Genomic DNA, 21,725 nt, shown 5'->3' with positions numbered 1-21,725 from the left:
TATGACCCGCATATTCGACACGCCGCACGCCTTGCACGAAGCCGTCGGCGAGGTGCTGGGCGTCAGCGACTGGCTGCTCATCGACCAGGCGCGCATCGACCTGTTCGCCGAGGCCAGTGGCGATCACCAGTGGATTCATGTCGACCCGCAGCGCGCCGCCAGCGGCCCGTTTGGCGCCTGCATCGCCCACGGCTACCTGAGCCTGGCCCTGGTCAACCTGTTCCTGCCGCAGATCGTCGACGTGCGCGGCATCGCCATGGGCGTCAACTATGGCTGCGAACGCGTGCGTTTTCCCAGCGTGGTGCCGGTGGGTTCGCGGGTGCGGGGCAATGCCCAGCTGATCAGCGCCGAGCAGGTCAGTGGCGGCGTGCAGGCGGTGATCCGCGTCAGCGTCGAAATCGAGGGCCAGCAGCGCCCGGGTTGTGTGGTCGACACCATCAGCCGTTATTACCCCGCCTGAATCCAGGCATCGGAGCACTTGAACATGAATGAAGCCGTTATCGTTTCTACCGCCCGCACGCCGATCGGCAAGGCCTTTCGCGGTGCTTTCAACGACACCGAAGCGCCTGCTCTCGGCGGCCATGTGCTGCGCGAGGCCGTACGGCGCGCGGGCATCGAGGCCGACCAGGTCGATGATGTGATCATCGGCGCCGCCGCCCAGCAGGGCACCCAGGGCTACAACCTCGGGCGCTTGTGCGCGATTGCCGGCGGCCTGCCGTCGTCGGTGGCCGGGATGGCCGTCGAGCGCCAGTGCGCCTCGGGCCTGATGAGCATTGCCCTGGCGGCCAAGGGCATTATCTGCAATGAAATCGACATCGCCGTTGCCGGCGGCCTGGAGTCGATCTCGCTGGTGCAGAACAAGCACAAGAACCTCTACCGCAATCAGTCCAGCGCCGTGCTTGAGCGCGACCCGCAGGCGTACATCCCGATGATCGAAACCGGCGAAATCGTTGCCCAGCGCTACGGCGTGTCGCGCCACGAGCAGGATGCCTATGCCTTGCAGAGCCAGATGCGCACCGCCCAGGCGCAAGCCGCTGGCCTGTTCGACCTGGAACTGGCGCCGCTGAGCACACGCAAGGCGATCGTCGACAAGGCCAGCGGCGAGACCCGCTTCGAGACCGTGACCTTGCTGCACGACGAATGCAATCGCGCCGACACCACCCTGGCCAGCCTCACCGCGCTGGAGCCGGTGTGGCAGGGCGGGCAGTGGACCGAGCCCGGGCGTTTCATCACTGCCGGCAACGCCTCGCAGCTGTCTGACGGCGCATCGGCCTCGGTGTTGATGAGCGCCAAGCGGGCCGAACAACGCGGCCTCGCACCGCTGGGTATCTATCGTGGCCTGGCGGTGGCCGGTTGCAATGCCGATGAGATGGGCATCGGCCCGGTCTACGCCATTCCCAAACTGCTCAAGCGCCATGGCCTGAGGGTTGAGGACATTGGCCTGTGGGAGCTCAATGAAGCCTTCGCCAGCCAGGTTTTGTACTGCCGCGATACTCTGGGTATCGACAACCAGCGCCTGAACGTCAACGGCGGGGCGATTGCCATCGGCCACCCGTTTGGCATGTCGGGTGCGCGCATGGTTGGCCACGCCCTGATCGAGGGCAAGCGCCGCGGCGTGCGCTATGTGGTGGTAAGCATGTGTATTGGCGGTGGCATGGGCGCCGCTGCATTGTTCGAGGTGGCTTGAGCATGAACCTACCGACTGCGCAGGAAGTCCAGGGCCTGATGGCCCGTTACATCGAGCTGGTCGATGCCGGGGATATCGAGGCGATCGTGCAGATGTACGCCGATGACGCCACGGTCGAAGACCCGTTTGGCCAGCCGCCGATCCACGGCCGCGAGCAGATTGCCGCGTTCTATCGCCAGGGTTTGGGCGCGGGCAAGGTCCGCGCCTGCCTGACCGGGCCGGTACGGGCCAGCCATAACGGCTGCGGGGCGATGCCGTTTCGCGTCGAGATGGTCTGGAACGGCCAGCCCTGTGCACTGGATATCATCGATGTGATGCGCTTTGATGAGCACGGCCGGATCCAGACGATGCAAGCCTACTGGAGCGAGGTCAACCTCAGCGTGCGCGAGCCGCAGTAGGGTTCAGGCAAGGCCCACCCCACCGGGGTGTGGCCTTGCGGGAGGCAGCGCTTACTGCGACTTTGCCGCGTCGAGAAACGCCGGGCGCTCGCCGCCACCATGCACGGCAATGTCGGCGCCGCTGACATAACGGGCCAGTGACGAGGCCAGGTACAGGCAGCTGTCACCGATGTCTTCGGGGCTGGCCAGGCGTTGCAGCGGGATGGTCGCCGCGACCTCGGCCAGGTCGCCTTCATCGCCATAGTGCAGGGCTGCCTGCTCGGTGAGGATCAGCCCGGCGGTGACGGCGTTGACCCGTACCTTGGGTGCCCACTCTACCGCCAGCGAGCGGCTCAGGTTGAGCAAGCCGGCCTTGGCCGCGCCGTAGGCGGCAGTGCCGGGGGAAGGGCGGGTGGCGCTGACGCTGCAGATATTGATGATGCTGCCGCCGTCGGCCTGGGCCTGCATGATGCGGTTGGCCTGCTGACTGAGGTTCAGCGGTGCCAGCAGGTTCAGGCGGATGATCGATTCGCTGAAGCGCGGCGAGGCGCTGGCGGCTTCGGCATAGGGGGCGCCACCGGCGTTGTTGATTAGCACGTCAAGGCGGCCGAAGCGCTCGACGATCGCCACCATCATCTGCTGGACCTGCTCGATGTCCCGCACGTCGCAGGCCAGGAACAGCGCCTCGCGCCCGGCGCTGGCAGGCAATGTGGCAGGCGCCTGGCGCCCGCAGATCACCACCTCGGCGCCGCACTCGAGAAAGCGCCGGCTGATGCCGCGGCCCACACCTTTGCCACCACCGGTGACCAGAACCACCTTGCCGCGAAAATCCATAGGGTCGTGCATGCCTGCCTCGTGTTCGCCACAGTAATGAGCTGGATGCTAGGCAGCGCACGGGCAGGGGCCAACGTCCGAAGGGACTAGTAGTCCTGTCGGACGATGTTGGCGCGGCGGCCGATCTCAATAATCCCGGTACAACAACAAGCCGGGAGGACACCTCATGGGCGCATCAGCGCAAGGGCACGTGGTAACGCTGCCCGATGGTTTGCAGCTGCATTACCAGGATGTTGGCACGGGCGAGGCGGTGGTGTTCATCCACGGCAGCGGCCCGGGCGCCAGCGGGCATAGCAACTTCAAACAGAACTACCCGGCATTCGCCGCGGCCGGGTATCGGGTGATTGTCCCCGACCTGCCCGGTTACGGCGCTTCGAGCAAGCCGCAAACGGTCTATAGCCTGGACTTTTTCGTCAGTGCCCTGGGCGGGTTGCTCGATGCCCTGGATATCCAGCGCTGCGTACTGATCGGCAACTCCCTGGGCGGTGCCATCGCCATCAAGCTGGCGCTGGACCAGCCGCAGCGGGTCAGCCGGCTGGTGCTCATGGCCCCAGGTGGGCTGATGGACAAGGAGCAGTACTACCTGCAAATGGAAGGCATCCAGAAGATGGGCGCCGCCTTTGCCAACGGCGAGCTCAACGATGCCGCCGGCATGCGCCGCCTGCTCAGCCTGCAACTGTTCGACCCGGCGCTGATCAGCGACGAAACCGTGGCCGAGCGCGTCGCGGTGGTGGGCCAGCAGCCGACCTGCGTACTGTCGAGCATGCAGGTACCCAATCTGGCGTCGCGCTTGCCTGCGCTGCAGTGCCCGATCCTCGGCTTCTGGGGCATGAACGACAAGTTCTGCCCGGCTTCCGGCGCGCAGACCCTGCTTGCCGCCTGCAGCCGGATTCGTTTCGTGCTGCTCAGCGAATGCGGGCACTGGGTGATGGTCGAGCACCGCGAACTGTTCAACCGCGAATGCCTGGCGTTCCTCGCGGAGGCACGGGCATGAGCGAGCATTTGCATCGCCAGTATGGCGAAGAGCTGTACCAGGCCCTGTGCAGCGGCAGCACCCTGGTGCCGTTGAGCGAGCGTTGGGCGCAGATCAGCATCGAGGATGCCTACCATATCTCGCTCTACAGCATCGAGCGGCGGGTGGCGGCGGGTGACCGCATCGTCGGCAAGAAGATCGGCGTCACCTCGGCGGCGGTGCAGCGCATGCTCGATGTGCACCAGCCGGATTTCGGTTTTATCACCGAGCAGATGGCCTTTGCCGATGACGCGCAGATTTCCCTGAGCGCCAATCGCCTGATCCAGCCGCGCGCCGAAGGCGAGATCGCCTTCAAGCTCAAGCATGACCTAGTCGGCCCCGGCGTCACCGAGGCCGACGTACTGGCGGCGACCGAGTACGTCATGCCGTGTTTCGAGATCGTCGATTCACGCATCCAGGACTGGCGTATCCGCATCCAGGACACCGTCGCCGACAACGCCTCCTGCGGGGTTTTCGTGCTCGGTGACAGCCAGGTCGATCCGCGCCAGCTCGACCTGCCCAACCTGCGCATGCAGGTGTTCAAGAACGGCGAGCTGATCAGCGAAGGCCTCGGCTCGGCGGTGCAGGGCAACCCGCTGACCGCGGTGGCCTGGCTGGCCAACACCCTGGGCGCCTTCGGCATCCCGTTCAAGGCCGGGGAAATCATCCTTTCCGGCTCGCTGGTGCCGTTGGAGCCTGCCAGGGCCGGCGACCAGTTCTCCCTGACCATCGACGGCCTGGGCTGCGCCCGGGTGTCGTTCTGTGCCTGACCTGCGAGGTTGACGCGAATGAGCAAGAAACTGAAAGCGGCCATTATCGGGCCGGGTAACATCGGCACGGATTTGCTGATGAAAATGTGTCGCTCCGAGTGGATCGAACCGGTGTGGATGGTCGGTGTCGACCCACAGTCCGAAGGCCTCAAGCGCGCCCGCGAACTGGGCGTGAAGACCACCGCCGACGGCCTGGACGGGTTGCTGCCGCACGTACTCGACGATGATATTCGTATCGCCTTCGATGCCACTTCGGCCTATGTGCATGCGCACAACAGCCGCAAGCTCAACGCGCTGGGGGTGATCATGGTCGACCTCACGCCGGCGGCCATCGGGCCGTTCTGCGTGCCGCCGGTCAACCTCAAACAGCATGCGGCGACGCTGGCGATGAACGTCAACATGGTCACCTGCGGTGGCCAGGCGACCATCCCCATGGTTGCGGCGGTGTCGCGCATCCAGTCGGTGGCCTATGGCGAGATCGTCGCCACGGTGTCTTCCGGCTCGGTGGGCCCGGGCACCCGGCAGAACATCGACGAATTCACCCGCACCACCGCCGGTGCCGTCGAGCAGATCGGTGGCGCCCGGCGCGGCAAGGCGATCATCGTCATCAACCCGGCCGAGCCGCCGCTGATGATGCGCGACACCATCCACTGCCTGACCGACGAGGAGCCCGACCGCGAGGCCATCCGCGCTTCGGTGCTGAGCATGGTCAAGGAAGTGCAGCGCTACGTGCCCGGCTACAAGCTGATCAACGGGCCGATTTTCGATGGCCGCAAGGTGTCGATCTTCATCGAGGTCGAAGGCCTCGGCGATTTCCTGCCCAAGTCCGCCGGCAACCTCGACATCATGACCGCTGCGGGTTTGCGCACTGCCGAGATGTTTGCCGAAGAAGCCCACAAGGGCACCCTGCAATTGCCCGTCCGTTGAGTGGAGAACTGCCATGAATCTGCAAGGTAAAAGCGTCCGTCTGCACGACATGAGCCTGCGCGACGGGATGCACGCCAAACGTCACCAGATCAGCCTGGAGCAGATGATCGCGGTGGCCAGCGGCCTGGATGCGGCCGGTGTGCCGCTGATTGAAATCACCCATGGCGATGGCCTGGGTGGGGCTTCGCTGAACTACGGATTTCCTGCCCACAGCGATGAGGAATACTTCGCGGCGGTGATCCCCAGGCTCAAACAGGCCAAGGTGTCGGCCTTGCTGCTACCGGGAATCGGCACCCTTGATCACCTGAAAATGGCCCATGAACATGGCGTCTCGACCATTCGTGTGGCGACCCACTGCACCGAGGCGGATGTTTCCGGCCAGCACATCGGCATGGCGGCGAAGATGGGCCTGGACACCGTCGGTTTCCTGATGATGGCGCACATGGTCAGCGCGGAAAAACTGCTGGAACAGGCGCGGCTGATGGAAAGCTACGGCGCCAACTGCATCTACTGCACCGACTCCGCGGGCTACATGCTGCCGGCTGAAGTCAGCGAGAAGATTGGCCTGTTGCGTGCCGGTTTGAATGCCAGCACCGAAGTCGGTTTTCATGGCCACCACAACCTGGGCATGGCGATTGCCAACTCGCTGGCGGCTATCGAGGCCGGCGCCGTGCGCATCGACGGCTCGGTTGCCGGGCTGGGAGCGGGGGCGGGCAACACGCCGCTGGAAGTGTTCGTCGCCGTGCTGGAGCGTATGGGCGTGAGCAGCGGCGTTGACCTGTACCGAATCATGGACGTGGCCGAGGACCTGGTGGTGCCGATGATGGACCAACCCATTCGTCTCGACCGTGATGCCCTGACCCTGGGTTATGCCGGGGTCTACAGTTCGTTCCTGTTGTTTGCCAAGCGTGCCGAGCTCAAGTACGGCATTGCCGCGCGGGACTTGCTGGTAGAGCTAGGGCGGCGGGGCACGGTGGGCGGTCAGGAAGACATGATCGAAGACCTGGCCCTGACCCTGTCGCGGGCGCGTGGGGTGATGCCGACCTGAGAGGCGCGCTGGCTTCATCGCCGGCAAGGCCGGCTCCCACAATGGATCTGAGTACAGCGCTGAACCTGTGGGAGCTGGCCTTGCCAGCGATCGAGCGCATAGCGCTCGTAGTTCAGACAACTCCTTGCTGCGCAGGCTGCCCCGGCCTCATCGCGGGTCAAGCCCGCTCCCACAGGCCCCCATGGCCATGAACAACGCAGCAATCGCCCGGGCCTCATGCAACTCCCCACTGGCCACCCGTTCCGGGATCTGCGCCAGCGGTACCTTGATGCATTCCAGCGGCTCGGGCTCATCTCCGTCCAGGGCACAAGGGCTCAGGTCCTGGGCCAGTACCACGCGATAACGATGACACAAATGCCCCGGTGCCAGGGTCAGTTCGCCCAGTTCGGTCAGCCGTGCCGCGCGCAGGCCGACTTCTTCGCACAGCTCGCGCTGCGCCGCCTGCAGGTAGCTTTCATCCGCTTCGGCACCGCCCTTGGGCAGCCCGAGGATGGTGCCCTCTACACCCACGGCGTACTCGCGCACCATCAGCACATGCTCGGGATCGGGCATCGCCACCAGCATCACCGAGCGGTAGCCGGTACCGCGCAAACGTTCGTAGATGCGCCGCTGGCCATTGCTGAACTGCAGGTGCAGGGCTTCGATCTGGAAATGGCTGCTTTCAGCCAGCAGTTCGGTCTTGAGGATGGTCGGACAATTACGCATATGCAGGCCCACGCGGTGACGGAGGGTGGATGCCTGCACTGTGCGCTGTACTTGGCGGCCCGCCATCGTCCAAGCGGACGAGGGCGCCGCTTCAGCCGAGGGTCGCCACGCTGCGCAAAATCAAGCGCACCAGCATGGTCTGGCGGGTCACGCCGGTCTTGGAAAAGGTCGAACGCAGATGGGCACGCGAGGTGTTGCGGCTGATACCCAGTTCTTCCGAGGCTTCATCCAGGGTCAGGCCGTTGGCCAACAGCATGGCCAGCTGGGTTTCGGCCGGGGTGAAATCGAACAGCGCACGGACGATCTCCTGCGGCGCTGACGATTGCTGCTCCGGGTCGCTGATGAAGATCACCACGGTCGGGCATTGCTTGCCTTCGCTCCAGGTCGACAGCGGTACCGAGCGCACGATGATGCCAAGGTCGGCGCGCCCGGACGGGCGTTGCACGCGCATGGCCTCGACCACCGAGGGGTTGCTGCTTTTCTGCGACAGCAGTGATTGCTTGACCAGGCGGCGGAACTCCTGGGTGTCGCGCGCGGTACCGACCTGCAGGCCGTCGTTGACCAGCTTGATGCCGTCCTTTTCCTGGATCAGCCGCTCGGCAACCTGGTTGGTCTGCAGCACCTTGCCGGTTTCGTCGAGGATGATGGTGCCCACCGCCATCTGGTCGACGGCGCCGGCGTAGAGGTTGCGTTCGGTTTCGATGCGGTTGAGCTGCATGTGCAGCTTGATCGAGCGTTCCAGGTGCGGGATGAAACGCGCCAGCAGGGTTTTTTCTTCATCGCCGAAGGGCTGGTCGTTACGCCCGCGGCTGATGCGGATGCGGCACTGGGCGCCATCACAGGTGTTGATGTCGGCACCGAGGATATGGAACACGTCCACCGGCTCGAGAAAATTCTTGTAGAACTCCGATTGCAGCAGCTCGTCGTTGGAAACGTAGCTGGCGAGGGTCACCACTTCACGGTTGGGCAGGTCGACGAATGGGTCGAGGGCAAAGAAATGCTTGTTATAGGAGGCGGTGGTTTCGCTCGAACTGCCGGTGGTGTTGACCATCAGGCCGTCGACGTGGGCGCTGGGCGGGCGCAGGATGAAGGTGACGTATTTGCTGTGCAGCTGCAGGTTGAGCTGGTTGAGGAAGGTGACCCAGGGAATGTTCTCCATTGGCCCTTGATAGAGGTGACCGAGCAAGTCGCTGAACGACTCTAGGGTGAGGCACGGCTGCATAGGGAACTACCATTTTTTATTATTAGCGTTGGCGATGGCAGAGAATAATCGTCGTCGACGCGTGCACGCAACGCTCCGTACACGCATCCGGACAGGCGTAACGCACGCCTGTCCGAAGCTGTCGGCAAGGCTCAGGCACGCTCGCCGTCAAGTACCACGAAACGCTTGTTGTCACGGGTCTCGGCAGGCAGCAGGGCGACGTCGGTATAGAACTGTTCGTACCAGCGCCGCAACTGGTAGACCGGGCCATCGCCGTCGCACAGCAGCGGGTTGTCGACCCGGGTCTTGCTGTGCCAGATCGCCACGTCTTCGTAGAAGGCGGCCTGGGCCTGTTGCACATAGGCCTTGGCCATGGCCTGGTTCTGTTCCTCGCTCAGCCCGGGGATCTTTTTCACCAGCACGCCATAGCGCAGGGTGAAGCTGTTGAGATCGATCGGCACATGGCAGTTGAGCAGGATCGAGTGGATCGGCTGGCCGTTCATCGCCCCGGTCATTTCGGTGATCTGGTAGGCCGGGCCGAAGTAGGTGGCCACGGTGCTCAGCTCGCTGTCGCCAGACAGGCGCTCGCTGCGGGCACGCATGATCTGGGTGGCCAGGTGGCCTTCGAAAACGTTGCTGAACTCGGCCACCGGCGCGCCATGGACCGTGCCGAAGTGCGCCATGTCGGCGACGTTGTCGATCAGCTCGCGGCAGTTGGTGTCGATCTGCAATTCGGCCACTTCCCAGCTGGCCCACTCGTCACTGAAACAGGCGTCGATGCGCGGGATCGCCTGCTCGGCGATCGGCGGGTTGCCTTGCGGGTCGTTCCAGACGAACAGCAGCTGGTTTTCCTCCATGATCGGCCAGCGCTTGACCTTGGCCCGTGGCGGAATGCGCTTGGCGTAGGGAATGTCGTCGCACACGCCATCGGCGCCCCAGCGCCAGCTGTGGAACGGGCAGCGGATCGAGTTGCCTTCGATGCAGCCGGTGCTCAGATCAGCGCCCATGTGCGGGCAGAAGCCGTCGAGAATGTTCAGTTGGCCGTCTTCACCCTGGAACGCCACCAGGCGGGTGCCAAACACGTCCAGGCGGTGGGCCTTGCCATCACGGTATTGCGCGGCCAGGCCCAGGCAGTGCCAACCACGGGCGTAGCGGTCTTCCAGCAGCTTGGCTTCAATGCGGTGCAGGGTGCTCATCTTATTGTTCTCCGGTGTATCACGGGGTGTGCTGTGCGAGTGATTCTGCCGCCCCTGTACTGGCGGGCATCGTCTGAACGGACGATGGCCGCCCGCTGGCTGACGGCTCTACTGGTGCAATCAAGCCAGCAGCGGGAGAGCAAAATGAGCAACGAGCAGGGGCGGGTGGCGGTGATTACCGGCGCAGCCAGCGGTATTGGCCGGGGCCTGGCCGAGCATGCGGCAGGGCTGGGCATGCAGTTGGTGCTGGCCGATGTCGATGGTCCGGGCTTGCAGACGCTCTGCGCGCAGCTGCAAGGGCAGGGGGCGCAGGCGATCGCCCAGGTGACCGATATCAGCGATGTGACCCAGGTCGAGCGCCTGCGCGATGTCGCCCTGGCGCATTTTCAGCGGGTCGACCTGCTGTTCAACAATGCCGGGGTGATGCAGACCGGCTACAGCTGGGAAATCAGCCACGAGCAATGGCAGCGCATGCTCGCCATCAACCTGCAGGGGACGATCAATGGCATCCGCAGTTTTGTCCCGCTGTTGCTCAAGCAAGGCCACCCGGCACAGGTGATCAATACCGCGTCGCTCGCCGGGCTGCTCAGCAGCCCGTTGATGGCGCCGTACAACGTCACCAAGCAGGCGGTGGTGGCGTTGTCCGAGACCCTGCAGTTCGAGTTGAGCATGCTCGGCGCCCAGGTCTCGGTGTCGGTGCTCTGCCCGGGGCCGGTGGCCAGTGACATCATGGCCTCGAACCAGGCCCGCGATCAGGCCGGCGCAGCGTTCAGCGCCGTACTTGACGACAGCATCCGCCAGGGCATGACGCCCCGCGCCTTGGCCGCCCAGGTGTTTGCGGCCCTGGCCGAGCAGCGCTTCTGGATCTTCCCCCATAAAGACTTCAAACCCGCCCTGGAGCTGCGCCTGCGCAGCATCCTTGAAGAAACCAACCCGCAGTTCCAGATGATCGATGTGCAAGGAGATGCCCATGCCGCTCGATAAGCAGATCGTCGCTGTGCTTGAGCCGTTCAGCGCCCGGGGTGAGCCCGACTACGACCAGCTCGATGCCGCGCAGTACCGCCAGTATGCCGACCACCTGTTGCCGCCGATCCTGGGCCCGGTCATGGCTGAAGTGCGCGACCTGCGGGTGGCCGGCGCTGCCGGTGAGCTGGATGCCCGGCTGTATCGGCCGCTGGATCAGGACAACCTGCCGCTGCTGGTGTTCTTCCATGGTGGCGGCTTTGTCATCGGCACACTCGAAACCCATGACCACCTGTGCCGGGCGCTGGCCAGTGCAACCGGCGCGGTGGTGGTCTCGGTTGCCTACCGGCTGGCACCGGAGGCGCGCTTCCCGGCGGCGCCGCTCGATTGCTATGCCGCCACCTGCTGGCTGGTCGAGCAGGCCGGCAGCCTGCGGGTCGATGGCAGCCGCCTGGCACTGGCCGGCGACAGCGCCGGGGCCAACCTGGCGATCGCCGTCAGCCGCCTGGCCGCACAGCACCAGGGCCCGCGGATCCGCTATCAGTGCCTGTTCTACCCGGTCACCGATGGCCGTTGCGACAGCGCTTCATACCAGGCGTATGGCGAAGGTTATCTGTTGTCGCGGGCGATGATGGCCTGGTTCTGGCGCAGCTACCTGCAACGCCCGGAGCAGGTTGAGGATCCATTGGCCTCACCGCTGCTCGCCGAGTCGCTGAGCGGGATGCCAGCCACCACGCTGATCTCTGCCGAGTACGATCCGCTACGCGACGAAGGCGAAGCCTTTGCCGAGCGCTTGCAGCGGGCGGGTGTGGCGACTCGGGTCGAGCGCTGCGCGGGCATGGTGCATGGTTTCATCAGCATGACGGCGTTTGTCGAACGCGCTGCCACGACCCTGGCCGGCGCCGCGGCAGACCTGCGCCGGGCGCTGGTCTGAGCGGCGGTTTTCTAGTCCGTTTGGACGAAGCAGGTTGTCGCAGCAGTTTTTAGTCTGGGGCGCACAACGTCTTTTCCTCGTCTGTGGTGGAATGGCCATGAAAACAACAAAAACAATTTGCCTTGCCTTGACTGTCTGCGCCTTTGGCGCAGTCTATACCGCTCTTCTGAACCGCCCGTTACCGGCGCCAGTGACCATGGCTTACTACTGCCAACCCGGCTTCCAGCCTTGTTACATCCCGGTGCCGAGTGTTGCCAGGTTGATGCCCTAGGCTTTCTTGCCCAACGCCAGCAGCGCTCTCTCGTGGCTCAGTGGCTGCATGACTCCGGGCGAATCGCTGATGTGCACATACAGGTAGTGCTGGCCTTGGTCATCGCGCAGTATCCGGTGCACCTGGATCGCCTCCGGGTGATAGCGGCGCTGGGTGCGGTCTAGCAGCACTTCGTGGTGATCAATCCGGAGCCGTCGCAGCGCCGTTTCGAACTCGCTGTCGACGGCCTCGCGCAGCTTGCGCATGCGGCGTATCGACAGATAGCCAAGGCCAAAGGTCAGCGCGAAGAAGAACAGCGCCTGCAACAGTGATTTGTAGTGCTCCATCCTGGATTTGATTAACTCTTGATTCGTGTGGTGAGCGGCGCTTGCTTGACCTGACCGTGGAGCACAATGGCTATCCCTGCCAGTATTTGCCACACAGTACTCGAGTTTGACGTCGAATGCTGTTGCCTCAATCCAGATCCTGCGCCGAATGCCGCTCTGCCACCTGACTCGCTTCATCGCCCCAGGTGCGGTTCACCCGCAGGCCGCGGAGCACCGCCGGGCGTTCGGCAATCGCTTGTGCCCAGCGTTGCACGTGGGTGTAGTCCTGCACGCCGAGGAACTCGCCCGCCGAGTACAACCTGCCCAACGCCAGCTGGCCATACCAGGACCAGACGGCAATATCGGCGATGGTGTAGCTATCACCGGCCAGGTACTTGCTTTCCGCCAGGCGGCGGTCGAGCACATCCAGCTGACGCTTGGTTTCCATGGTGAAGCGGTTGATCGGGTACTCGAATTTTTCCGGCGCGTAGGCGTAGAAGTGACCGAAGCCGCCGCCCAGGTAGGGCGCCGAACCCATCTGCCAGAACAGCCAGTTCATGGTCTCGGTACGACCGGCCGGGTCGGTCGGCAGGAACTCAGCGAATTTTTCGGCAAGGTAGAGCAGGATCGAACCGGACTCGAACACCCGCAGCGGCGGCTGCACGCTGTAGTCGAGCAGGGCAGGGATCTTCGAGTTGGGGTTGACCTCGACGAAGCCGCTGGAGAACTGCTCGCCTTCGCTGATGCGAATCAGCCAAGCGTCGTACTCGGCGCCGGTATGCCCGAGCGCCAGCAGCTCTTCGAGGAGGATGGTGACCTTCACGCCATTGGGCGTGGCCAGGGAATACAGTTGCAGCGGCTGCTTGCCCACGGGCAGGGCCTTGTCGTGGGTCGGGCCGGCCAGCGGACGGTTGATGTTGGCGAACTCGCCGCCAGACGGCGCGTCGTGCTGCCAGACCCGAGGCGGGACATAGGGTGCCTTGCTCATGCGATGAACCTCCTGGTGTGCTCGAGGGGCTCATGTTCCGGTCTGGCGCGCGCGGTTGTCAAACAGGGCTGCTGGTGCTTCCCGGGGAGCCTGCGGCACAGGCTCCGGGGCTAAAGGGCGGGCGTTCTAGAAGCTGTACTCGAGCACGCTGGCGATGGAGGTTTGCACCCGGCGGTCGACGATCGGACTGTCACTCACATGCCCGGAGAGGTTCTGCACATCCAGCAGGGTATGCAGGCGGGTGTTTTCGCCCAGTGGCAGACTCCAGGTCAAGTTGACGCCCTGACTTACCAGGCCGCTGTGGGTCTTGTGTGCGGCAAAGCGGCTGTTGGCGGCTTGCTGCTCGCTGACGCCGTACCAGGTGCGGACGTAGTCGGCGTCACCAAACAGCGCATTGATGTTGCCGGTCAGGCTACCAAAATCACCTTCGTACAACGATGTGCCGACACTCAGCTCCAGGGTCTGGTAGGCGGAGCCGGTGTCTTTGTTGCTGTCTTTTTTCAGCGCATGTTCGAACGTCGCACCGAAGGTGACCGGCCCCCAGGTGTAGGACCCTTCCATGCCCACCAGGGCGCGGGATTTGATCGATCCCATGCCACGCAGGCGATCGGAGCCGCGGTAGCCTTTTTTGCGGTCTTTTCGCTCGTCGCTGGTGCCGATGTAGGTGCTGAAACTGGCGTCATCCCATTCCTGTTTCCAGCCTAGGCCTTTGTCCTGTAGGAAGAATCCATAAGGGCTTTCGATCTCGAAGCCGAGCATCGGTACTGTCGAGCGCTCACTGCTGCCGCTGTAACGGGGTGCATTGGCCGCGCCGCCTTGCAGGGTAAATAGCCAATCGTCAGCCAATAAGTCCGCCGAGGCGGTCACCAGGCAGAGGCCGGTCAATGCAGTGTAAATCCTTGTTATCTTCATGGTGGTTTACGTTGTTCTCGTGGGCTAAAGTTTGTTTAGGGTACGGGACTTGGTTGTTATCATCAGTGTGCAGAATGTAAAACTCTGTTAGTGCCATTGATTATTCAATGGGCTTCCAGTTTTTGTAGAACATCCGGCGAAGCCCGAAGACCAACTTCGAGAACAGCAGCACTAGGCCGCTCAGTAGGCGGTGAACAGGGGAAGGGCGGACGATGTCGATAAACAGGCAATAACGTTTGCCACTGCTGTTGTTGTACGAGGCATGTAGCAGGGTGTCATCGAAAATAAACAACGGCTGGTCGTGCCAGTAGTGCTTTTCCTGTTTTACCTGGATGTATACACCTTCGTTGTGCAACGGTGGGCTGATGTTGTAAAGCACCCGCAGCATCAAACGCAACGGCCCAAAATGAAAAGAGGTTGACTGGTTTTCATTGAACACCGACACGCCCACCGTCTTTACATAAGCGAACGGTTGCTGAAGCGCAGGAATATTCAGTTGCGTGCTGGACGAGCGCCCGTACCACTGGAAGAACAACATCCCGCGCTTGTTGTTGTGCATCCGCGATTCCAGGTGTCGGATGATCTCGAACTTGTGCCGCAGCGAAATCTCGATCACTTGCCGGACCTCGCGATTGCAGGCGTCAGGCAGGTCATGCAACTGATAGATGTGCTTGTTGGGTTTGCACAGCAGGTCGATCAGGGTGTTGAAGGGTGACAGCACCCAGGTATTGCGCCCGCCACCGAGAAAATATTTTTTGACGATGTGTTTGTCGACCGCACCGTTACGGCCGAGGTCATAAACACCGCAGGCGACAAACATCAGTATTAACCCTAGCGTCAGCAGGGTGTTCGAGTAAATTAGAAAAGCCACTACAGCGAAGCTCGCCAAGTGGACGATTTGTTTGCGAAGTTTTTTGCTCATGCGTACCGCCTGAAAGAAGTCAGCTGTCCCGGATTGCAGCGTATCGGGAGTTGCTGTAACGTTCTTTCAGGCAAATGTAATAGAGTTTACATCTGCTGTTTGCGGGTGCTCATTAAGTACTCCGGGTGGCCGGTGTGTTCATCCACGGATTCGTTGATGATGGTAAAACCCTGTGCCAGGTAAAACTGCACGCTGGCGCTGTTTTCTTTATACACCGACAGCGTCAATTCTGTGCAGTGCTGCTTGGCATGGGTAATCAACGCTTTGCCAATACCTTGACCTTGGCACGCCGGGCGGACAAAGATCGCCGCCAGGTTATTATCATGTACTGCATAAAAGCCAGTCGTTCTGCCTGCTGCTTCGAATACATAAACCTGCGAGGCGGGTAAGTAGAGCGTGCGCATGTTGTCGACCTGGTCTTGCCAAACGGCCGGGTCGACAAAGTCATGCGCCTGGATCGAGGCCGTTAACCAGATATCCAGAACTGCATCCATGTCGTTTGCTTCAAATTGTCTGATCATTGCGTGCCTCTGTTAGTTGCTGTTGCGCTGCAGCCCGGTCTTGCGCGGTCACGGAAGTGAGTTTTGCCAGGCGCGGGGCCAGCCAGTTGTTCAGGTCGTCCATATAGCTGAAGACCACCGGTACGAAGACCAGGCTGAGCAAGGTCGACGTCACCAGTCCGCCGATAACGGCAATCGCCATGGGCCCGCGAAAGCCCGCATCGGCGCCGCTGCTGAGGACCGCTGGAATCATACCGGCGACCATGGCGATGGTGGTCATTACGATTGGCCTGGCACGTTCGGCACCTGACTGTATCAGTGCCAGGTGCCGGGGCATGCCGGCGCGGCGTTTTTCGATGATGAATTCGACCATCAGAATCGAGTTCTTGGTGACGATGCCCATCAGCATCAGCAAACCGATAACCACCGGCAGGTCGATGGCGGCGCCATACAACAGCAGGCCGCCGATGGCACCGCCGACTGCCAGGGGCAGGGAGACGAGGATGGTCACTGGCTGCAGGAAGTCGCGAAACAGCAGGACCAGCACGGCAAATACCATGAGGATGCCGAAGGTCATGGCCGTGGCGAACCTCTCGAACATTTCATTCATGTACTCGGCGTCGCCATACTCCACCTCGCGCACGCCAAGGGGCAGGTGCTGCAAGGCGGGTGTGGCCTGGATCGCTTCCAGGGCCGAGCCAATGGTCACCCCGGCCAGATCGGCGTCCACCGAGATTCGCCGCAGCCGGTCGAAGCGTTCGATCCTTGTCGGGCCACTGCCGTAGTCGATGTCGGCGACACTGTACAGCGCCAGCGTGCCGCCATTGTCGCTGGCCACCCGCAGGTTGCGCAGCGTGTCGAGGTCGCCTTGCTGCGCCTCGGCAAGTTGCACGCGAATCGGTACTTGCCGGTCGTGGAAGTTGAAGCGCGCTGAATTGGCATTGATATCGCCCAAGGTGGCAATTCGCGCCACGGTGCCGATGGCCTGGGCACTGACGCCAGAGCGCGCGGCCTCATCCAGGCGCGGGCGGATCAACAGCTCCGGGCGCGGCAAGGGTTCGTTGACCTGGACATTGGCCAGTCCCTTGATCATGCGCATATCGCTTTGCAGCGCGTAAGCGGCTTGGGACAGTTGCTGGGCGTCGGCACCGACGAGAATCACCGAGATGTCTCGCGCCGCACTGTCGCTGCGAAAGGCAAAGCGCACATCGGCGAACTCACCGAGGACCGGTCGTAGTGCGTGTTCGAATGCCTTCTGGCTCACCTCGCGCTGCTCGGGTGGCACCAGGCGCACCAGCAATTGGCCGCTGGCGACATCGGTGGCGCCGGAGGCATCTTCGCCGCCTGCGGTGCTGAAAACGAACATCACTTGTGGCTGCTGGCGCAGTTTCGCGGCCATCTGTTGCAGGGTCCGGTCGGTCTGCGCCAGGGGCGTGCCGGGTGGCAGGGAGACATCGATGCGGCTCAGGCTGGTATCGCTGACCGGCATGAAACCCGAAGGCAGCAACGGTACCAGGGCAAAGGAGGCCAGCAGGAAAACCGCCGCGATCACCAGGCTCTTGCGTCGATGCGCCAGTGCCCACTCAAGCAGGCGCAGATAGCGAGCGAGCAAACCAGTGGGCGCTTGCGTTGCCTGCTGCTGATGTTCAGTCGATTTGGGCTTGAGCAAGTAGGCGGCCATCAGCGGCGTCACCAGCCGTGCCACCAGCAGTGAGCTCAACACCGCTGCCGACACGGTGATGCCGAAGGGGGTGAAATACTGGCCGACAAAGCCGCCGATAAAACTGACCGGCAGGAATACCGCAACGATGGTCGCGGTAATTGCCACCACGGCAAAGCCGATAGCATCGGAGGCATCAATGGCCGCCTGGTAGGGGCGCTTGCCTTGATCCAGGTGACGCTCGATGTTCTCGATTTCGACAATTGCATCGTCGACCAGGATGCCGATTACCAGGGTCAGGGCCAGCAAGGTGATGCTGTTGAGGCTGTAGCCGAACCAGGCCATGGCGGCGAAGGTCGGCAGGATCGACAAGGGCAGGGCGATGGCCGCCACCAGGGTCGCGCGCCAGTTGCGCAGGAACAGGAACACCACCAGCACCGTCAGCAGCGCGCCTTCGATCAGGGTCATGATCGCGGCGTTGTAGCTGGCCAGCGTGTAGTCGACCATCGAGGCGACCTGCTGGACTTCGATATCCGGGTGATGTTGCTGCAGGCGCTGGAGCGCAGCCTCTACCCCTGCGGCCACCCGGGTATCGCTGGAGCCCTTGGCGCGAAACACGGCAAAACCGACCACCTGCTCACCGTTCAGGCGCGCCAGCGAGCGCATTTCACCGGCGCCATCGACCACGCTTGCCAGCTCGTTCAACCGCGCCCAGCGTCCGTCCGGCAGGGCGATTGGGGTGTCGCCCAGGGCTTGCACGGTCAGGGCGCTGCCCAGTGTGCGTATGGATTGCTCGCTGTCGGCGAGAATCGCCCGCCCGCCAGGCACGTTGCTGTTGCTGTGCAGCAGCTGGGTGTTGACCTGGTCGGCCGAGATGCCCAGCGCCTCAAGGCGATCGGGCTTGAGTTCGACCTTGACCTCACGCTCGAGGCCGCCCAGGCGCTGCACTTTTTGCACCCCGGGCACGCCAAGCAGTTCCCGGCCGAGTACATCATCGACAAACCAGGACAGGTCCACGGCATTGCGGGCGCTGGATTTGACGGCGTAGTTGAGGATCGCTCCGCCCTCGACATCAATGCGCGTGACCAGCGGCTCTTCGATAGTCTGCGGCAAGTCCGCGCGAATTTGCCCGATGGCGTCGCGGATGTCGTTGGCGGCCCGGTCGGGGTCGACACCGAGCTGGAACTCCACGGTGGTGACCGAGATGGCATCGGCGATCGTCGAGGTGATGTGACGGATACCGGCCAGGCCGGACACCGCGCGCTCGACCCGCTGGGTGACCGCATGTTCGAGTTCGCTCGGCGCGGCACCGACCTGGACTACGGCGACGGTGATCACCGGAAAGTCGACCCGCGGGTTGGCGTTGATCGGCAGGTCGGCAAAGGAAATCCAGCCCGCCACGGCCAGCACCAGGAACAATACCAGGGTAGGGATGGGCCGCCGAATGGCCCAGGACGACACCGCCAGGTTCATTGCTCCAGCTCCTGTGCCAGGCTGACCACGTCGCCGTTGCGCACGAAGGCCGAGGCGCTTGCCACTACCCGCTCACCGGCGGCAAGGCCGCTGCTGACCTGCACCCGCAGGCTGTTGCGCTGGCCGAGGACCACGCTACGCACGCTCGCCTGGCCCTTGATGTCCAGGACCATGACGGTGGCGCCGCCATCGTCGGCAAAGGTCACCGCCCGTAGCGGAATGACCACCGCGGCCGCGGTAGTGCCGGTTTCGATCCTGCTGCTGGCGAAACTGCCAGCGCGCACATCGGCCGTTGCCGCGAGGCTGATGCGCACGCGTCCGAGCCGGGTGCCGGCATCCACCTTGGGCGCCAGCAAACGCACCGTGCCGGCAACGCTATCGGCCATGCCGGCAACTTGCACCTGTACCTCGGTACCGACCCGGATGGTCTGCAGCGCACTTTGCGCCAGCTCGCCATCGAGCTCGAGTTGCCCGTCACGTATCAGTTTGAACAGCGGCTCACTACCGGCCATGGCACCCAACCGCGCGTGGCGTTCGGAGATGATGCCGTTGACCGGGGCCAGGATGATGGCCTTGTCGCGGCGAGTACGGGCGTCAGTCAGTTGCGCGATGGCCTGTTGGTGCTCGGCCTGGGCGGCAGCCAACGCGGCGGCGCTGGAGTGGGCCTGGGCGCGTTGCTGGTCGAGTTGCTGGGCGCTGACCGCACCGATGCTGCCCAACTCATTGATTCGCGCCAGGCTGGCCTGTGCCTCGGTGTCGAGCGCTTGCTGCTGTTTGATCAGGGCGGCATTGCGATTGAGGGTGGCCTCGGCCTGGCGTACCTGGGCGTCGAGGGTATCGGTTTCCAGCTGCGCCAGCAGTTGCCCGGCCACCACTGTGTCGCCTTCTTCGACCAGTACCCTGGCAATGCGCGTGTCTTGCAGCGCGGTACCAATGGACACCTCGTCGCGGGCCACCAGGCTGCCGGTGACGTGGAGGGTCTGGCTCACGGTGCCGGGTTCGGCCAGCACGCTGCTGACCTTGAGCAATGGCACTTGCGGGGGGGCGATATCCGGTTGCTCGCTGGCAGGCATCACCAGCACCCAGCCAGCCACGAGCAGTAGCAACAGGCCGGGGATCAACAGGCGGGGTTTGTCTCGCAGCACAAAAGCCATCGCGATCAATCTCGAGTGGGCATATCAACAAGGGGAGGTAACAACGAGTACAACAGGCCGATATCGGGCTGCTTATGGCTGCAACTGCAGGAACCTGCGGATGATCGTACGCAGCATCGGTTTATGGGCTTTGGCCTTGAAGCCTGGCTCGAGCACGACGCGGCCGATGCCGCCTTCGGTCAGGGCGATCAGCCAGGTCGCGGCTATCGGTGTATCCAGCGTCGGGTCAATCTGCCCGGCTTCGATGCCGCGCTTGAGCAAGGCCTGGAGATCGGCCTTGACCTTGGCGTCATTGGCGGCAAGCAGGGCGCCGACCTCGGGGTTGCGCAAGGCTTCGGCGGCGACTTCGAGGCTGATCCGGGCGTAGGTGGGGTCGCTGCACAACTCCATCATGTCGATGGCGATGTTCTCGATTGCAACGAGGGTGTCCTTGGCCTTGGCGTGGTGGGCGATCAACTCGGCCATGCCATGCTGGTCGTCCTGGGCAATGGCTTCGATGATCGCGTTCTTGCTGGGGAAGTAGTGGAACAGGTTGCCCGGGCTCATGCCCGCAGCGGCGCAGATTTGCGCCGTCGAGGTGGAGTGAAAGCCATTGCGGGCGAAGCATTCGATGGCCGCATCGAGGATCTGCTTGCGTTTGGCGGCGACTTTTTCCGGGTCTACGGTTCTCATACCTGGCTCATTAATAGACTGACTGATCGATCTATTATTGGCCTGCCGCTGCACGCCGTCAAGCGAGCAAGGCGGCGGGTTGGATTACTGCCGGGTATCGGGCATGTTCTTGCTGATGCAATGAATCCCGCCGCCACCGGCGGCAATCGGGTCGATGTTGACCTGCTCGATGATCCGCCCCGGGTACAGTTTGCTGAGCAATTGCTTGCAGTGCTGGTCGGCCTGCGGGTCGCCAAATTGCGGCGCGATCACCGCGCCATTGATCGGCAGGTAGTTGATGTAGCCGGCGGCAAACTCCGGGTTGTCGCGGGTGAAGCGGTTGCTGCGCAGTTTGCTTGGCGGCGGCAGCAGGTGCACGGTCAACGGGCGGCCGTCGGCGTCGGTGGCCTGCTTGAGGATCTCCAGGTGCTTGCGGGTGACTCGGTAATCGTAGGAGTCAGGGTCATTGTCGAGGTTGGCGATCACCACCCCCGGTTTGACGAAGCGCGCATAGAAGTCGACATGGGCATCGGTGATGTCCTGGCCCTTGATACCCGGCAGCCAGATGATCTTGCGCAGGCCAAGGTTGGCTTTAAGCTCGGCCTCGACGTCGCGGCGGCTCCAGTCCGGGTTGCGGTTGGCGTTGACCCAGCAGCTTTCGGTGATGATCGCCGTGCCATGGCCATCCACTTCGATGCCGCCGCCTTCGCCGGTCAGCTCGCTTTGCAGGTAGGGCACGCCCAGGGTTTCGCTGAGCGTTGCCGCCACCCGGCTATCGTTGCGGTGGCGTTGCTTGTTGCCCCAGCCGTTGAAGTTGAAGTCCATCAGCGCGCTGTTGCCGTCGTCGTCGATGACAAAGCAGCCGCCGTAATCGCGGATCCAGATGTCGTCCAGTGCCACAGGCAGGAACTCGATGTTGTCGGTGCCGCATTGCTGGCGTGCCTCAGCCAGGTCTTCGGGACGGCAGAGTACGGTGACCGGCTGGTACCGGGCGATGGTACGGGCCAGTTGCGCGATACAGCTGTTGACCGCGTCCGCCTGGTCTTCCCAGACAATTTCGGCGGCGGCGAAGGCCAGGAAGATCCGTCGCTGGGCCTGGTCTTCTTCGGGCATGAACCAGCGCTCGTCAGCGGCCATGGCCAGGCGCAACGGGCCGAGGCCGAGGCCGGCGATGCCGGCGGCGACTGACAAATGTTTGAGAAAGGTACGACGGGGTGTCATCGGTATGGCTCTCG

Annotated in this window: 22 protein-coding genes; 9 read left to right on the top strand and 13 right to left on the bottom strand. The window is 63.2% G+C overall.

Annotated elements, in window-relative coordinates:
• The first annotated feature begins 1 nt into the window (after position 1).
• From JV241A_RS14595 to JV241A_RS14585, 3 genes are read left to right on the top strand one after another with little or no spacing between them, the layout of a single operon-like run.
• Positions 2–460, top strand: coding sequence for a MaoC family dehydratase (locus JV241A_RS14595; RefSeq protein WP_115087512.1), 459 nt, complete (start codon positions 2–4; stop codon positions 458–460).
• A 24-nt stretch (positions 461–484) separates the two neighbouring features.
• Positions 485–1,687, top strand: a complete 1,203-nt coding sequence (locus tag JV241A_RS14590) for an acetyl-CoA C-acyltransferase (protein ID WP_115087511.1) — start codon at positions 485–487, stop codon at positions 1,685–1,687.
• A gap of 2 nt (positions 1,688–1,689) precedes the next feature.
• Entirely contained in the window at positions 1,690–2,085 is a 396-nt protein-coding gene (locus tag JV241A_RS14585) for a steroid Delta-isomerase (RefSeq protein ID WP_134063228.1), read from the top strand.
• A 51-nt stretch (positions 2,086–2,136) separates the two neighbouring features.
• On the opposite strand, the gene JV241A_RS14580 is transcribed toward JV241A_RS14585, so the two are convergent.
• Complete coding sequence (locus tag JV241A_RS14580) at positions 2,137–2,910, bottom strand: SDR family oxidoreductase (RefSeq protein WP_115087509.1); 774 nt, start codon at positions 2,908–2,910, stop codon at positions 2,137–2,139.
• A 154-nt stretch (positions 2,911–3,064) separates the two neighbouring features.
• Between JV241A_RS14580 and JV241A_RS14575 the strand changes: the two genes are divergently transcribed.
• The 4 genes from JV241A_RS14575 to dmpG are packed head-to-tail and all read left to right on the top strand — an operon-like array spanning position 3,065 to position 6,655.
• On the top strand, positions 3,065–3,892 hold the full coding sequence (locus JV241A_RS14575) for an alpha/beta fold hydrolase (protein WP_115087508.1): 828 nt from the start codon (positions 3,065–3,067) through the stop codon (positions 3,890–3,892).
• A complete protein-coding gene (locus JV241A_RS14570) occupies positions 3,889–4,680 on the top strand; it encodes a fumarylacetoacetate hydrolase family protein (protein WP_134063226.1) in 792 nt (263 codons plus the stop codon). The genes JV241A_RS14575 and JV241A_RS14570 overlap by 4 nt, the downstream gene beginning before the upstream one ends.
• An 18-nt stretch (positions 4,681–4,698) precedes the next feature.
• Positions 4,699–5,607, top strand: a complete 909-nt coding sequence (locus JV241A_RS14565) for an acetaldehyde dehydrogenase (acetylating) (protein WP_115087506.1) — start codon at positions 4,699–4,701, stop codon at positions 5,605–5,607.
• 13 nt (positions 5,608–5,620) lie between these two features.
• Positions 5,621–6,655, top strand: coding sequence for a 4-hydroxy-2-oxovalerate aldolase (gene dmpG / locus JV241A_RS14560; RefSeq protein WP_115087505.1), 1,035 nt, complete (start codon positions 5,621–5,623; stop codon positions 6,653–6,655).
• A gap of 147 nt (positions 6,656–6,802) precedes the next feature.
• Here the strand turns inward: dmpG and nudE are convergent, their stop codons facing one another.
• From nudE to JV241A_RS14545, 3 genes are all read right to left on the bottom strand, one after another.
• A complete protein-coding gene (nudE, locus tag JV241A_RS14555; RefSeq protein ID WP_115087504.1) occupies positions 6,803–7,360 on the bottom strand; it encodes an ADP compounds hydrolase NudE in 558 nt (185 codons plus the stop codon).
• A gap of 91 nt (positions 7,361–7,451) precedes the next feature.
• Positions 7,452–8,582, bottom strand: a complete 1,131-nt coding sequence (locus tag JV241A_RS14550) for a LuxR C-terminal-related transcriptional regulator (RefSeq protein WP_115087503.1) — start codon at positions 8,580–8,582, stop codon at positions 7,452–7,454.
• A gap of 131 nt (positions 8,583–8,713) precedes the next feature.
• On the bottom strand, positions 8,714–9,757 hold the full coding sequence (locus JV241A_RS14545) for a Rieske 2Fe-2S domain-containing protein (protein ID WP_115087502.1): 1,044 nt from the start codon (positions 9,755–9,757) through the stop codon (positions 8,714–8,716).
• A 144-nt stretch (positions 9,758–9,901) separates the two neighbouring features.
• Between JV241A_RS14545 and JV241A_RS14540 the strand changes: the two genes are divergently transcribed.
• Both JV241A_RS14540 and JV241A_RS14535 read left to right on the top strand, forming a co-directional pair.
• A complete protein-coding gene (locus JV241A_RS14540) occupies positions 9,902–10,741 on the top strand; it encodes an SDR family NAD(P)-dependent oxidoreductase (RefSeq protein WP_134063224.1) in 840 nt (279 codons plus the stop codon).
• Complete coding sequence (locus JV241A_RS14535; protein ID WP_134063222.1) at positions 10,728–11,654, top strand: alpha/beta hydrolase; 927 nt, start codon at positions 10,728–10,730, stop codon at positions 11,652–11,654. The genes JV241A_RS14540 and JV241A_RS14535 overlap by 14 nt, the downstream gene beginning before the upstream one ends.
• Positions 11,655–11,921: 267 nt before the next feature.
• Here JV241A_RS14535 and JV241A_RS14530 read toward each other — a convergent pair whose 3' ends face one another.
• From JV241A_RS14530 to JV241A_RS14490, 9 genes are all read right to left on the bottom strand, one after another.
• Positions 11,922–12,251, bottom strand: coding sequence for a hypothetical protein (locus JV241A_RS14530; RefSeq protein ID WP_115087499.1), 330 nt, complete (start codon positions 12,249–12,251; stop codon positions 11,922–11,924).
• Positions 12,252–12,378: 127 nt separating this feature from the next.
• Positions 12,379–13,218, bottom strand: a complete 840-nt coding sequence (gene yghU / locus JV241A_RS14525) for a glutathione-dependent disulfide-bond oxidoreductase (RefSeq protein ID WP_115087498.1) — start codon at positions 13,216–13,218, stop codon at positions 12,379–12,381.
• 126 nt (positions 13,219–13,344) lie between these two features.
• Positions 13,345–14,130 carry a MipA/OmpV family protein gene (locus JV241A_RS14520; protein ID WP_166675704.1) on the bottom strand — a complete coding sequence of 262 codons (786 nt, stop codon included), beginning with the start codon at positions 14,128–14,130 and terminating at the stop codon, positions 13,345–13,347.
• Between the two features lie 100 nt (positions 14,131–14,230).
• A complete protein-coding gene (locus JV241A_RS14515; protein ID WP_115087497.1) occupies positions 14,231–15,052 on the bottom strand; it encodes an aspartyl/asparaginyl beta-hydroxylase domain-containing protein in 822 nt (273 codons plus the stop codon).
• An 86-nt stretch (positions 15,053–15,138) separates the two neighbouring features.
• A complete protein-coding gene (locus JV241A_RS14510; protein ID WP_134063220.1) occupies positions 15,139–15,573 on the bottom strand; it encodes an N-acetyltransferase in 435 nt (144 codons plus the stop codon).
• A complete protein-coding gene (locus JV241A_RS14505; RefSeq protein ID WP_115087495.1) occupies positions 15,557–18,685 on the bottom strand; it encodes an efflux RND transporter permease subunit in 3,129 nt (1,042 codons plus the stop codon). Before JV241A_RS14505 ends, JV241A_RS14510 begins: the two co-directional genes overlap by 17 nt.
• The gene (locus tag JV241A_RS14500) at positions 18,682–19,839 is read right to left on the bottom strand and encodes an efflux RND transporter periplasmic adaptor subunit (RefSeq protein ID WP_134063218.1); all 1,158 of its coding nucleotides are present in this window, start codon (positions 19,837–19,839) and stop codon (positions 18,682–18,684) included. Before JV241A_RS14500 ends, JV241A_RS14505 begins: the two co-directional genes overlap by 4 nt.
• A gap of 72 nt (positions 19,840–19,911) precedes the next feature.
• Positions 19,912–20,511, bottom strand: a complete 600-nt coding sequence (locus tag JV241A_RS14495) for a TetR/AcrR family transcriptional regulator (protein WP_115087493.1) — start codon at positions 20,509–20,511, stop codon at positions 19,912–19,914.
• 84 nt (positions 20,512–20,595) lie between these two features.
• On the bottom strand, positions 20,596–21,711 hold the full coding sequence (locus JV241A_RS14490; protein ID WP_134063216.1) for an agmatine deiminase family protein: 1,116 nt from the start codon (positions 21,709–21,711) through the stop codon (positions 20,596–20,598).
• Positions 21,712–21,725 lie beyond the last annotated feature (14 nt).

Origin of the sequence: Pseudomonas sp. JV241A, from assembly GCF_900275665.1 — a bacterium.
Taxonomy (GTDB): Bacteria; Pseudomonadota; Gammaproteobacteria; order Pseudomonadales; family Pseudomonadaceae; genus Aquipseudomonas; species Aquipseudomonas wadenswilerensis.
Note: the sequence above shows the minus strand (reverse complement) of the source record. Positions and strands in the feature narration are given on the sequence as shown.

Bases quoted from the DNA above. Each gene is read 5' to 3' on its own strand.
- JV241A_RS14595 (WP_115087512.1), top strand. From the start codon at position 2: ATGACCCGCATATTCGACACGCCGCACGCCTTGCACGAAGCCGTCGGC.
- JV241A_RS14590 (WP_115087511.1), top strand. From the start codon at position 485: ATGAATGAAGCCGTTATCGTTTCTACCGCCCGCACGCCGATCGGCAAG.
- JV241A_RS14585 (WP_134063228.1), top strand. From the start codon at position 1,690: ATGAACCTACCGACTGCGCAGGAAGTCCAGGGCCTGATGGCCCGTTAC.
- JV241A_RS14580 (WP_115087509.1), bottom strand. From the start codon at position 2,910: ATGCACGACCCTATGGATTTTCGCGGCAAGGTGGTTCTGGTCACCGGT.
- JV241A_RS14575 (WP_115087508.1), top strand. From the start codon at position 3,065: ATGGGCGCATCAGCGCAAGGGCACGTGGTAACGCTGCCCGATGGTTTG.
- JV241A_RS14570 (WP_134063226.1), top strand. From the start codon at position 3,889: ATGAGCGAGCATTTGCATCGCCAGTATGGCGAAGAGCTGTACCAGGCC.
- JV241A_RS14565 (WP_115087506.1), top strand. From the start codon at position 4,699: ATGAGCAAGAAACTGAAAGCGGCCATTATCGGGCCGGGTAACATCGGC.
- dmpG (WP_115087505.1), top strand. From the start codon at position 5,621: ATGAATCTGCAAGGTAAAAGCGTCCGTCTGCACGACATGAGCCTGCGC.
- nudE (WP_115087504.1), bottom strand. From the start codon at position 7,360: ATGCGTAATTGTCCGACCATCCTCAAGACCGAACTGCTGGCTGAAAGC.
- JV241A_RS14550 (WP_115087503.1), bottom strand. From the start codon at position 8,582: ATGCAGCCGTGCCTCACCCTAGAGTCGTTCAGCGACTTGCTCGGTCAC.
- JV241A_RS14545 (WP_115087502.1), bottom strand. From the start codon at position 9,757: ATGAGCACCCTGCACCGCATTGAAGCCAAGCTGCTGGAAGACCGCTAC.
- JV241A_RS14540 (WP_134063224.1), top strand. From the start codon at position 9,902: ATGAGCAACGAGCAGGGGCGGGTGGCGGTGATTACCGGCGCAGCCAGC.
- JV241A_RS14535 (WP_134063222.1), top strand. From the start codon at position 10,728: ATGCCGCTCGATAAGCAGATCGTCGCTGTGCTTGAGCCGTTCAGCGCC.
- JV241A_RS14530 (WP_115087499.1), bottom strand. From the start codon at position 12,251: ATGGAGCACTACAAATCACTGTTGCAGGCGCTGTTCTTCTTCGCGCTG.
- yghU (WP_115087498.1), bottom strand. From the start codon at position 13,218: ATGAGCAAGGCACCCTATGTCCCGCCTCGGGTCTGGCAGCACGACGCG.
- JV241A_RS14520 (WP_166675704.1), bottom strand. From the start codon at position 14,130: ATGAAGATAACAAGGATTTACACTGCATTGACCGGCCTCTGCCTGGTG.
- JV241A_RS14515 (WP_115087497.1), bottom strand. From the start codon at position 15,052: ATGAGCAAAAAACTTCGCAAACAAATCGTCCACTTGGCGAGCTTCGCT.
- JV241A_RS14510 (WP_134063220.1), bottom strand. From the start codon at position 15,573: ATGATCAGACAATTTGAAGCAAACGACATGGATGCAGTTCTGGATATC.
- JV241A_RS14505 (WP_115087495.1), bottom strand. From the start codon at position 18,685: ATGAACCTGGCGGTGTCGTCCTGGGCCATTCGGCGGCCCATCCCTACC.
- JV241A_RS14500 (WP_134063218.1), bottom strand. From the start codon at position 19,839: ATGGCTTTTGTGCTGCGAGACAAACCCCGCCTGTTGATCCCCGGCCTG.
- JV241A_RS14495 (WP_115087493.1), bottom strand. From the start codon at position 20,511: ATGAGAACCGTAGACCCGGAAAAAGTCGCCGCCAAACGCAAGCAGATC.
- JV241A_RS14490 (WP_134063216.1), bottom strand. From the start codon at position 21,711: ATGACACCCCGTCGTACCTTTCTCAAACATTTGTCAGTCGCCGCCGGC.